The organism is Burkholderia sp. Bp9015, from assembly GCF_003853505.1.
In the GTDB taxonomy this organism is placed as follows: domain Bacteria; phylum Pseudomonadota; class Gammaproteobacteria; order Burkholderiales; family Burkholderiaceae; genus Burkholderia.
Genome location: NZ_QTPZ01000046.1, coordinates 48,860 through 59,885 on the forward strand (window position 1 = coordinate 48,860; position 11,026 = coordinate 59,885).

At 69.7% G+C, this 11,026-nt stretch carries 9 protein-coding genes; 7 read left to right on the top strand and 2 right to left on the bottom strand.

What is annotated here, in order from left to right:
- Positions 1-104 precede the first annotated feature (104 nt).
- The 6 genes from DIE12_RS33550 to DIE12_RS33575 all read left to right on the top strand — a co-directional run bounded on the left by DIE12_RS33550 (position 105) and on the right by DIE12_RS33575 (position 7,100).
- On the top strand, positions 105-1,658 hold the full coding sequence (locus DIE12_RS33550; RefSeq protein WP_124522771.1) for a sugar ABC transporter ATP-binding protein: 1,554 nt from the start codon (positions 105-107) through the stop codon (positions 1,656-1,658).
- A complete protein-coding gene (locus DIE12_RS33555; RefSeq protein WP_124522772.1) occupies positions 1,655-2,710 on the top strand; it encodes an ABC transporter permease in 1,056 nt (351 codons plus the stop codon). Before DIE12_RS33550 ends, DIE12_RS33555 begins: the two co-directional genes overlap by 4 nt.
- Before the next feature lie 166 nt (positions 2,711-2,876).
- Positions 2,877-3,947: a substrate-binding domain-containing protein gene (locus tag DIE12_RS33560; protein WP_044848611.1), complete on the top strand. Its 1,071-nt coding sequence runs from the start codon at positions 2,877-2,879 to the stop codon at positions 3,945-3,947.
- 60 nt (positions 3,948-4,007) lie between these two features.
- A complete protein-coding gene (locus DIE12_RS33565; RefSeq protein WP_124522773.1) occupies positions 4,008-4,538 on the top strand; it encodes an OsmC family protein in 531 nt (176 codons plus the stop codon).
- Positions 4,539-4,887: 349 nt separating this feature from the next.
- Entirely contained in the window at positions 4,888-5,607 is a 720-nt protein-coding gene (locus DIE12_RS33570; protein ID WP_124489193.1) for a response regulator transcription factor, read from the top strand.
- A complete protein-coding gene (locus DIE12_RS33575) occupies positions 5,607-7,100 on the top strand; it encodes a HAMP domain-containing sensor histidine kinase (protein ID WP_124522776.1) in 1,494 nt (497 codons plus the stop codon). Before DIE12_RS33570 ends, DIE12_RS33575 begins: the two co-directional genes overlap by 1 nt.
- A gap of 221 nt (positions 7,101-7,321) precedes the next feature.
- Here DIE12_RS33575 and DIE12_RS33580 read toward each other — a convergent pair whose 3' ends face one another.
- Together DIE12_RS33580 and DIE12_RS33585 are read right to left on the bottom strand one after the other, a co-directional pair.
- Positions 7,322-7,711 (bottom strand): hypothetical protein, encoded by a 390-nt coding sequence (locus tag DIE12_RS33580; protein ID WP_124522777.1) that lies wholly within the window; start codon positions 7,709-7,711, stop codon positions 7,322-7,324.
- A 145-nt stretch (positions 7,712-7,856) separates the two neighbouring features.
- Positions 7,857-8,957, bottom strand: a complete 1,101-nt coding sequence (locus DIE12_RS33585) for an AraC family transcriptional regulator (RefSeq protein ID WP_124489190.1) — start codon at positions 8,955-8,957, stop codon at positions 7,857-7,859.
- Between the two features lie 321 nt (positions 8,958-9,278).
- Between DIE12_RS33585 and DIE12_RS33590 the strand changes: the two genes are divergently transcribed.
- On the top strand, positions 9,279-10,913 hold the full coding sequence (locus tag DIE12_RS33590) for an AMP-binding protein (RefSeq protein ID WP_124522778.1): 1,635 nt from the start codon (positions 9,279-9,281) through the stop codon (positions 10,911-10,913).
- Positions 10,914-11,026: the final 113 nt, after the last annotated feature.

Consider the following 11,026-nt stretch of genomic DNA (forward strand, 5'->3'; position numbering starts at 1 on the left):
GACGCGCCGGTCGATACGGAACGACTATCAGGGGAGGGGCGTGACGTGAACCACGACGTGCTGTTCCGGCTGCAACCGCGCCGTGCCCGACAGGGGCTTCCGGCATGAATTCGACGGCGAACGAGAATGCCGGTTCGGTGCGCGAAGGCCGAACAAGTCGATCGGCGTCGTCGCCCGTCCTGAGCGTCGCCGGCATCGCGAAGCGTTTCGACGCGACCGTCGCGCTGTCGGCGTTGAACCTGACGATCGACGCGGGCGAAGTGGTCGCGCTGATGGGCGCGAACGGCGCGGGCAAGTCGACCTTCGTCAAGATCCTGAGCGGCGTGCTGCGGCCGGACGGCGGCACGCTGACACTGCGCGGCCGACCGTACCGGCCGGCGTCGCCGCACGCGGCCAAGCGGCTCGGTGTCGCGACCGTGCACCAGTCGGTCGCCGACGCGGTCGTGCCGACGCTGTCGATCGCCGACAACCTGCTGCTCGACCGGCTGTGCGATCGGGCGTCGCCGTGGCGCGCGACGCCGGCCGCGCGGCGTGTCGCGGCGCGACCGCTCGCCGCGCGGGTCGGGCTCGACGTCGACCTGGCCGCGCCGCTCGCGTCGCTGTCGCTGGCGGACCAGCAACGCGTGACGCTGGCGCGCGCGCTCGGCGCTCAGCCGTCGCTGCTGATACTCGACGAGCCGACCGCCAGCCTGTCCGCACCGGAGGCCGAGCGGCTCTTCGCGCTGCTGGACGCGCTGCGCCGCGATGGCGTGGCAATCCTGCTGGTGTCGCATCGGCTCGGCGATTTGCGGCGCATGGCCGATCGCGTGGCGATCGTCCGCGACGGCCGCATCGTCGCGGATCTGCCCGCGCCCGTCGATCTGGATGCGGCGGTGCAGACGATGATCGGGCGGCCGTTGCCGAACACGCGTGAGCCGGTGCCGGCCCGCGCCGCGCCGCGCGAACCGGACGCGGCATTCAGCATGCGGCGCATCCGGCTGACGCCGGCCAGTACGCCGTTCGACCTCGACGTGCGGCGCGGCGAGATCGTCGCGATCGCGGGGCCGGTGGGCGGCGGCAAGTCGCGCCTCGCCAATACGATCTTCGGCGCCGCGCGCGCGGTGGCCGGCGACATGACGCTCGACGGGCGGCCGTGGCGGCCGCGTTCGCCGGCGGATGCGATTCGCGCCGGCGTCTTCCTGGCCGGCGAGGACCGCTGGCGCACGTCGCTGTTTCCCGACAGCGTGCCGTTCGCATCGATCGCGGGCACGATCGGCTTTCCGTTTCTGGCGCGCTGGTTCGCGCGCGGCCCGGTGGGCAGGGCGCGCGAACGCGCGGCCGCCGCGGCGGCGATCGCGCGGTTCGGCATCCGCTGCACCGGCCCGGACGATCGCGTGGCTCACCTGTCCGGCGGCAACCAGCAGAAAGTCGTGCTCGCACGCTGGCATGCCGAACCGGCGCGGCTGTTGCTGCTCGACGAACCGTTTCAGGGCATCGATGCCGGCGCGCGGGCCGATATCGTCGATATGTTGCGGCGTCATGCGCAGGCGCGCGCGACGATCGTGTTCGTCAGCGATCTCGAGGAAGCTGCCGAGATCGCGGATCGTATCGTGCGGTTCGATCGCGCGACGCTCGATGACCCGCCTCCGACGTCCTCCACCTTGCGTGACTGCTCATGAAAACCGTGACTTCTTCCGCCGGGCACGATGCCGCGCCCGTCGAACGATCGCGCGCCGCGGCGGCCCGCGTCCGCGACGCACTCGAGCGCACGGGCATCCTGCTCGTGCTGATCCTGCTGGTGATCGGGTTTGCGCTCAGGGAGCCTGCGTTCCTGAACGTCGACAATCTGTTCAGCATCCTGCAGTCGGTGTCGATCGTCGCGTTGCTCGGCATCGGCGTGACGATCACGCTCGCGGCCGGCGGTTTCGACCTGTCGGTCGGCAGCGTGGCCGCGACCGCGCAGATGGCCGCCAGCTATGTGCTGGTCGTGTGGCACGGCGGCACGCTGGCGGCGGTGTTCGCCTGCGTGACGCTCGGCGTGGCCGCCGGGTGGTTCAACGGCGTGCTGATTACGCGCCTGCGCGTGCCCGACCAGCTCGCGACGCTCGGCACCTTGTTCCTGATGGCCGGCCTGCAATTGATTCCGACCGGCGGCCGTTCGCTCGCGACCGGCTCGGTGCTGCCCGACGGCACGGACGCGACCGGCGTGTTCCCCGACGCCTTTCTCGCGCTCGGCCGGCTGCGCGTGTTCGACGTGGTGCCGCTGCCGGTGCTGCTGCTCGCAGCGGTCACGGCACTGGCCTGTGTCGCGATGGAGGCCACCCGATGGGGCCGCGTGATCTACGCGATCGGCGGCAACGAAACGGCCGCGCGGCTCGCCGGCGCGCCCGCCGCGCGCTACCGGGTCGCCGCGTACGTCGTATCGGGGGCGATCGCGTCGCTGGGCGGCGTATTGATCGCCGCGCGGGTCGGTCGCGGCGACGTGAGCGCGGGCCACTCGCTGCTGCTCGACGCGGTGGCCGCCGCGCTGATCGGTCATGCGGTATGGGGCGCGAAGCGGCCCAACGTGTTCGGTACGGTCGTCGGCGCGGTATTCGTCGGCGTGCTGCTCAACGGGCTGACGATGCTGAACGCGCCGTACTACATGCAGGATTTCATCAAGGGCGCGCTGCTCGTGCTCGCGCTGGCGTTCACGTTCGGCATCGGGCGCCGCACGGATGCGCGAGCGTGATGCGCATGCCGCGATGCGCCGCAGCGGCTCGCTTTGATCGGCCGGCTCACGGAGCCGGAACGGTTTGTCGTCCTAAGTCATATCTATTTCCGAATCGCTCGGTTTGAGTTTGCGTGCGGCGCTGATAGATTGGGCCGATATCGTCCTATCTGGAGACAGGCCCGCCATGCGCTCGTTGCTTCGCCGGAAATCGCGCGTCGATCTGAAGATCGGTGCATGCATGCTGTGGTTCGCGACCGCGCTGGGCGTGCCCGCCGCGCAGGCCGGTCCGCTCAAGGGCGCGCCCGCGCCGTTCGACAAGGGCGGCGTGAAGATCGCGCTGGTCAACTATCTGTCGACCGGCGACTTCTTCCAGGCCTACGAGGCCGGTGCGCAGAAGCAGGCGCGTGCGCTCGGCGTCGATCTGCGCATCTACGAGGGCCGGCAGGATGCGGCCGAGCAGCGCGAGCAGATCCAGCAGGCGATCAGCGTCGGCGTGTCCGCGATCATCGTCAATCACGGCCTGCCGGAATCGCTGAAGGACGTCGTGCAGCGTGCGCTGGACAAAGGCATCAAGGTCGTCGCGTTCGACGTCGACCTCGGCAACCCGAAGGTGCCGCAGATCGAGCAGAACGATCGCGACCTCGCGAACCTGCTGCTCGGGCAGGCCGTCAAGGACAACGGCGACGCGTTCTCGGCCGGGTACGTCTACGTCGCCGGTTTTGCGCCGCTCGACCGGCGCGATGCCGCGTGGCGCGACTTCAAGCGCGCGCACCCGAAGGTGCGGGAGAAGGCGCGCTGGGGCACAGTCGACAATCCGATCGCGCAGTCCGTCGCGAATCAGGCGGCCGCCGCGTATCGCGCGAATCCGGATATCCGTGTCGTCTTTGCGCCTTACGACGAGTTCGCGCGCGGCGCGAAGCTCGCCGCGGACGAAGCGAAGCTGGCGTCGAAGATCCGCATCTACAGTGCCGACATCTCGACGGCCGACATCGAGGCGATCCGCGCGCCGAACAGCGCGTGGGTCGCGACGGCCGCGACCAATCCCGCGGTCGTCGGCGCCGTGTCGGTGCGCGCGGCGGCACTGCTGGTGGCCGGCCAGGACCCGGGCGCGCGCATCGCGGTCAAGCCGACGCTGATCACGCGCGACGATCTCGTGAAAAACGACATTCGCACCGTGGCCGAACTCGGCGCGAAGTTTCCTGCGTTCCGCGCAAGCGACGCGGCGACCGCCGCATGGATTCCGGCGGCCGACTGATGGCCTCGGCACGCGGCGAATCGATCCGTCGCCCGCGTGCAGCCTACCCCTGACTCGACCATGACGACACTCAACGACTATCTCGCACAAAAACGCGATGCGTGGCACGCGAAGCAGCAGGCAGCCCGCAACGATCCCGATTTCAAGGCGACGCCGCTGAAGGCGACCGTGCGCGCGCTCGGTCGCAGCGGCGTGCGCGAGATCCGGATTCGCGACTTCCAGGTGATCAGCGACAGTCCGTCCGACTTCGCGGGCTACAACCTCGGGCCGGCGTCGCCGGAGCTGCAGCTTGGCGTGCTCGGCAGTTGCCTCACGCATATCACGTTGATCCAGGCGGCCGAGCGCGGCCTGAAGATCGATTCGATCGCGGTCGAGGTCACCGGCGACCAGCATCCGCTCGCACAGCAGCCGGGGTTCGAGCATGTCCCGGTATTCCCGCACAACATCCGCTATACGCTCGACATCGTGTCGCCCGAGCCGTCCGAGGCCATCCGCGCGTTGCATCAGGCGGTCGAAGCGGTCTGCCCGATCTTCAACCTGCTGAGGCTGCCGCAGGAGATCGACGGCGAATTGCGGCATACGCAGGGTTGACGCGCGGGAGCGGCGATGCGTCTGCGGGCCATTCCTGCTGTCTGATTTGCCTTCAGCATGAAGCAAGAAATCTGGCCCGATTTTTAACGTCCATTGGGTGTTCGGGGGGGACACCGCAGATCCTGGGTTGGAGGACGGGGCGGCAAGCCTTGCGGGCATTGGCTCACGGGACGGGCACGATCCAAACTTAAACGATTTGTGACCCCTTTCCGCCGCAAAATTTTGCACAATGGCGGCAGCGCGGCATTGCGCCGCGATTCGCCCCGGGCGGGCCGGCTTGCCGGACCTGGCCGGCCGGAACCGCCGTTCGAGACCGAAGACCGCCGCCGCCGTGCCGCCGCCGACCGCCATGGACCACCCCAAACGCATCCTGATCGTCGAAGACGACGCCGACATCGCCGACGTGCTGAGCCTGCACCTGCGCGACGAGCGCTACGAAGTCGTGCACAGCGCGGACGGCACGGAAGGGCTGCGCCTGCTCGAACAGGGCAACTGGGACGCGCTGATCCTCGACCTGATGCTGCCCGGCGTCGACGGCCTGGAAATCTGCCGGCGCGCGCGCGCGATGACGCGCTACACGCCGATCATCATCACCAGCGCGCGTTCGAGCGAGGTGCACCGGATCCTCGGCCTCGAACTCGGCGCCGACGATTACCTGGCGAAGCCGTTCTCGGTGCTCGAACTCGTCGCGCGGGTCAAGGCGCTGCTGCGGCGCGTCGACGCGCTCGCGCGCGATTCGCGGATCGACGCCGGCACGCTCGACGTCGCCGGGCTGTCGATCGACCCGATCGCGCGGGAGGCCGCCGTCGACGGCACGCGCATCGACCTCACGCCGCGCGAGTTCGACCTGCTGTATTTCTTCGCGCGGCATCCGGGCAAGGTGTTTTCGCGGATGGACCTGCTCAATGCCGTGTGGGGCTATCGGCACGAAGGCTACGAACACACGGTGAACACCCACATCAACCGGCTGCGCGCGAAGATCGAGGCCGATCCGGCCGAGCCCGTGCGGATCCTCACCGTGTGGGGGCGCGGCTACAAGCTCGCCGCGCCGGACCAGCGGGACACGTGATGAAGCTGACCCTCACCCAGCGGCTGTCGCTCGTGTTCTCGATCCTGCTGCTCGCGTGCTCGGGTGCGTCGGCGTGGCTGCAGATCCGCGCGAACGACATGCGCGAGAAGGAAGTCGTGCAGGGCCTGTCGCGCGATCTCGCCGCGCACATCGCCGGCAGCACGCCGCTGATGGACGCGAATGGGCTGCGCCCGGACGCCGTGCGCACGCTGTTCGGCCAGTTGATGGGCGTGAACCCGAGCGTCGAGGTGTACCTGCTCGACAACGCGGGGCGCATCAAGGGCGACGACGCGCCGCCCGGCCACGTGAAGCGCGAGCGCGTCGATCTCGCGCCGGTGCAGCGCTTCATCGCGGGCGAGCCGCTGCCGATCCTCGGCGACGATCCGCGCAGCCCCGACGCGCGCAAGGTGTTCAGCGCCGCGCCGCTGCAGCGCGCAGGGCAGCCGCCGTCCGGCTATATCTACGTGGTGCTGCTCGGCGAAGCGCACGACCGGCTGGCCGCGCGCGTCGACGCCGGCAACGTGCTGCGCACGACGCTGTGGTCGATGGCGGTCGTCGCGTTGCTCGGCCTGCTCGCGGGCCTGATCGCGTTCAGCTTCATCACGCGCCCGCTGCGCCGGCTGACCGACGCGATGCGCCGCTTCGACGCGAACGCCGCGCCCGATGCGCAGCCGCCGGTGCCGCGCTCGCCGCCGGGGCGACGCGGCGACGACATCGCGGTGCTCGAATCCGCGTTCGCGCAGATGGCCGACCGGATCGGCGACCAGTGGCGCGCGCTGACGCGCCAGGACCAGCAGCGGCGCGAACTGATCACGAACATCTCGCACGACCTGCGCACGCCGCTGACGTCGCTGCACGGCTATCTGGAGACGCTGTCGCTGAAGTCCGACACGCTCGCCGAACCCGAGCGCCGCCGCTACCTGTCGATCGCGCTCGCGCAGAGTTCGAAGGTCGGCCGGCTCGCGCAGGCGCTGTTCGAGCTCGCGCGGCTCGAGTCGGGCGGCGTGCAGGCCGAGCGCGAGCCGTTCTCGCTCGTCGATCTCGTGCAGGACGTATTCCAGAAGTTCGAACTCGCCGCGCAGTCGCGCGGCATCGCGCTGCATGCGCGGATCCCGCCGCGCGTGCCGGTCGTGTCGGCCGATCTCGGGATGATCGAGCGCGTGCTGACCAACCTGCTCGACAACGCATTGCGGCACACGCCGCAGCACGGCGAGGTCGAGGTCGCGCTGACGCCGCTCGACGATCGCGTGGTGGTGACCGTGTCGGATACCGGCGAAGGGATTCCGCCGGCGCGGCGCGAAGGGCTGTTCCGGCGGCCGCAGCGGCCGATCAGCGGCGGCGCGGCGACGAGCGGCGGGCTCGGGCTGCTGATCGTGCACCGGATGCTGGCGCTCAACGGCAGCGGCATCCGGCTCGTCGATCGGGACGGGCGCGGCGCGGTGTTCGAGTTTGCGCTGGCGGTGGCGAATCCGGCGGCGGGTGACGCGCGCTGAAGCCGACTGAAACCGACTGAAGCCGACCCGCGCCGTTGGTGCGATTTCCGCCCGAATGCATGCGCGGAAATCGCGGCGGGCTGCCCCCGGCTCGTCGGTCGTCCGTGGCTTCGGACGATGGGGCGATCAACGCGTTTCGGTCGGACGATGTCGCGATTTCAGCATCAGGATGTCACGCTGAAAGCGCTCGGTGCCGAGCGCTGCCGTGCGAGTCGCCAGCGTCAAGGCATCCTGAGCAATCGCTCGAATTCCGCCGGTATGGCCTCAAACTTGTTCACGCCGTCTGGCGGCCACGAATCGGGGCTGCAATCGCCGAGATCCACTTGGGATGGCGTCGCGGCGGGCCGGTAGCCGCGCAGGGTCAACGGCAAGTCGGTGCCGTCGCAGCGCAGGCGTGCAAGCAAGACGCCGGTACGCTTGTTCACCACCGCAGCCTCCCAGCATTCATCGGCACAGCCGCGCGACTGGTAGACGAGCTTCTCGCCTGGATGGGTCCACTTCAGTTCGAACGGCCCGGAAGTCTGCGCATGCGCGGATGCGCAGACGAGCAGCCAGGCAACAGACTTGACGCCACCGAGAAGTGCCAGGCAACGGCTATGCAACGGTTTCATGATTCGCCCTGTTCAACGCGCAAGATCGGCACGGCGGCTGGCGAAAGCGCGCCTTCTTTCGGCTGAAAAAAGGAACACGGTCGGTTTGCGCTGCCTCGGTGACGACTTCACCGATCCTGGTCCACGCCACCGGCGGTGCTCGCCGTCACCCGCCACGCTTGCGCCGCACCTCGCTCGGCGTCGTGCCGGTCCAGCGCTTGAACGCGTGGCGGAACCCCACCGCGTCGCTGAAGCCGAGCGTCAGCGCGATGTCCTCGGTGCTGAGCGTGGTGGTGCTCAGGTAATCGATCGCGAGCGCCTTGCGCACACTGGTCAGCAGTTCGCTGTACGACGAGCCTTCGGCGTCGAGCTTGCGGCGCAGCGTGCGCGACGTCATGCACAGGGTATCGGCGATCGCGTCGATGTCCGGAAACTGCCCGGGCGTGCGCGTGAGTTCCTGGTAGACGCGCCGCGTGACGCCGGCCTGGCTGCGCAACTCGTCGAGCAGGCGCGCGCAGTGCGACGACACCTGCGCGGCGGTGATCGGGTTCGCGAGCTGCGGCGCGCGCGCGAGCCACGCGGCCGGGTAGCTCAACGCATGGTGCGGCTGGTCGAACGCGATCGGGCATTCGAGCGCATCGGCGAGCTGCGCCGCGTGCGCCGGCTCCGGCTGCGCGAACTGCGCGCGGGCCGGCACGCACCACGCGCCCATCACGTCCTTGATGATCGTCACGTGCAGCGCGAACTGCATGTCGATCAGGAAGCGGTACAGCGGCAGGTCCGGCCCGGGCAGCGCGGCTTCGTGCGGATCCGGGAACAGCCACGACGCGGTGTCGCCCTGTTCGACCCAGCGGATCGCGAGCATTCCGTTGGCCAGCTGGTGATATTTGACGGCGGAATCGAACACATGCGCGAGCGATTCCGAGCACAGCATCGCGTAGCCGTACATCCCGTAGCTCGACGCATGCAGCCGGCGGCCGACCTGCACGCCGAGATCGGTGCCGTCATAGCGGCCGATCGCGTTGCGCGCGGCGGTCAGGAACTGCAGCGGCGACGTGAGCGTGAACGGGTCGGCGACGGCGTCCGGCGCCAGGCCGGTGCCGTCGAGCACCGCGGCCGGGTCGAGGCCGAGTTCCTGCGCGACGCCGACGAGCACGGCCAGCTTGGCCGGCGAGAAGCGTTTCTCGCGCGACGCGGGGGCGAGCGGCGCGTCCGGCGGCGGGGCGGCGCCGGCGGCCGTCGGGGTCAAGAGCGCACTGCGCGGCATGGCTGGTTCTGCGTCCGATTCGATACCGTTCCGGGTTCGCGATTCTGCGCCGGAACGCGCGGGCGCGCCATAGGGTTGACCCTGATGCGCACGGGCTTGCACGGTCCGGCAACGGCAAGCCGTCGCGCGAGCGCACGCCGCGGCCGGTCGCTCGCCGCGCGTCCACGTGTCCGTTTCGATCATCTTTTCGACCGCCCCGATCATTTTCAAAGCGCTGTTGGCGCGCGATAGTTCCCGGTCAGGCGACGGCCCATGCGCATCCGGTGCGCGGGCCGCCGTGCGAACGGCGCTGCCCGGTGCCGTCCCCCGAGGAGCAGGACAATGACGAAGAGACACTGGATCGGCTCGTACGGCTCGATCCCCACCGAGATCGACCCCGATCGCTTTCCTTCCATAACCGCGCTGCTGGACGACGCGATGCGCCGCTTCGCCGAGCGTCCCGCGTTCCGCGCGCTCGGCCGCACGCTGACCTACGCCGACGTCGACCGCCTGTCGGCCGCGCTCGCCGCGTACCTGCAGCAGGTCGTCGGCGTGCGCAAGGGCGACCGCGTGGCCGTGATGCTGCCGAACGTGCTCGCGTTTCCGGTGGCGACCGTCGCGCTCGCGCGGCTCGGCGCGATCCAGGTCAACGTGAACCCGTTCTATACCGCGCACGAACTCGAGCACCAGCTCAACGACGCGGGCGTCGAAGTGGCCGTGGTGTGCGGCGGCTCGATGGGCACGTTCGCCGACGTGGTCGGCAAGACGCGCATCCGGACCGTGCTGGGCGTGGGCCGCGGCGATCTCGGTGTCGTCGATGCGCCGGCCGGCGCGTGCGACGCGTTGCCGCCGGGCTCGATCCCGCTCGCGGATGCACTGGCCGCCGGCGCATCGCTCGCATTCGAGCCGGTCGCGCTCGGCGGCGCCGATCTGCTGCTGCTGCAATACACGGGCGGCACGACCGGGCTGTCGAAGGGCGCCGCGCTGTCGCACCGCAACCTGGTCGCGAACATCGAGCAGTTCGCGGCGATCGTGTCGGGCGCACGGCAGCCGGGCGAGGAGGTCGTCGTCACGGCGATCCCGCTGTATCACATCTTCGCGCTGACGGTGAACTTCCTGTCCTACTTCGCGATCGGCGCGGAGAACTGGCTCGTCGCGAATCCGCGCGACATGGACGGCTTCATCGACGTGCTGAAGGCCGCGCGGCCGACGGTGTTCGTCGGCGTCAACACGCTGTACGCGGGGCTCGCCGGCCATCCGCGGCTGAAGGAGGTCGACTGGTCGCGGCTGAAGCTGTCGGCCGGCGGCGGCGCGGCGGTGATCGACGTGATCTCCGCGCGCTGGAAGGCCGTGACGGGCAACTTCATCCGCGAAGGGTACGGGCTGTCGGAAACGTCGCCGGTGGTCACCTTCAACCCGCAGTCGATCGACGCGTTCACCGGCACGACCGGCCTGCCGTTGCCGTCGACCGATGTGAAGCTGCTCGACGACCAGGATCGCGAGGTCGCGATCGGCGAAGCGGGCGAGATCTGCGTGCAGGGGCCGCAGGTGATGGGCGGCTACTGGCAGAAGCCGGACGCGAATGCGGCGGCGTTCACCGCGGACGGCTACTTCCGCACCGGCGACATCGGCGTGTTCGACGCGGCCGGCTTCCTGAAGATCGTCGACCGCAAGAAGGACATGATCATCGTGTCGGGCTTCAACGTGTACCCGAACGAGGTGGAAGCGGTTGCCACCGCGCTGCCGGGCGTGGCCGAATGCGCGTGCATCGGCGTGCCGGACGCGCGCACCGGCGAGGCCGTGAAGCTGTTCGTGGTGCTCGCGCCGGACGCGGCCGTGACCGAAGCGGAACTCGTCGCGCATTGCCGCGCGAACCTCGCGGCCTACAAGGTGCCGAAGCTGATCCGCCTGGTCGAGCGGCTGCCGAAGTCGACGGTCGGCAAGATCCTGCGCCGGGAACTCAGCCGCGCCGACTGATGGCGCCGACGCGTCGCGCGCCCGGCGGCGCGCGGGCCGGCGCGCCGAAAGCCGAGAAAGCCGAGAAAGCCGAGAAAGCCGAGAAAGCCGAGAAAGCCGAGAAAGCCGAGAAA

What these genes read in the sequence shown, in the direction of transcription:
- DIE12_RS33590 (WP_124522778.1), top strand. Translation starts at nt 9,279, where the DNA reads ATGACGAAGAGACACTGGATCGGCTCGTACGGCTCGATCCCCACCGAG.
- DIE12_RS33570 (WP_124489193.1), top strand. Translation starts at nt 4,888, where the DNA reads ATGGACCACCCCAAACGCATCCTGATCGTCGAAGACGACGCCGACATC.
- DIE12_RS33585 (WP_124489190.1), bottom strand. Translation starts at nt 8,957, where the DNA reads ATGCCGCGCAGTGCGCTCTTGACCCCGACGGCCGCCGGCGCCGCCCCG.
- DIE12_RS33560 (WP_044848611.1), top strand. Translation starts at nt 2,877, where the DNA reads ATGCGCTCGTTGCTTCGCCGGAAATCGCGCGTCGATCTGAAGATCGGT.
- DIE12_RS33550 (WP_124522771.1), top strand. Translation starts at nt 105, where the DNA reads ATGAATTCGACGGCGAACGAGAATGCCGGTTCGGTGCGCGAAGGCCGA.
- DIE12_RS33565 (WP_124522773.1), top strand. Translation starts at nt 4,008, where the DNA reads ATGACGACACTCAACGACTATCTCGCACAAAAACGCGATGCGTGGCAC.
- DIE12_RS33575 (WP_124522776.1), top strand. Translation starts at nt 5,607, where the DNA reads ATGAAGCTGACCCTCACCCAGCGGCTGTCGCTCGTGTTCTCGATCCTG.
- DIE12_RS33555 (WP_124522772.1), top strand. Translation starts at nt 1,655, where the DNA reads ATGAAAACCGTGACTTCTTCCGCCGGGCACGATGCCGCGCCCGTCGAA.
- DIE12_RS33580 (WP_124522777.1), bottom strand. Translation starts at nt 7,711, where the DNA reads ATGAAACCGTTGCATAGCCGTTGCCTGGCACTTCTCGGTGGCGTCAAG.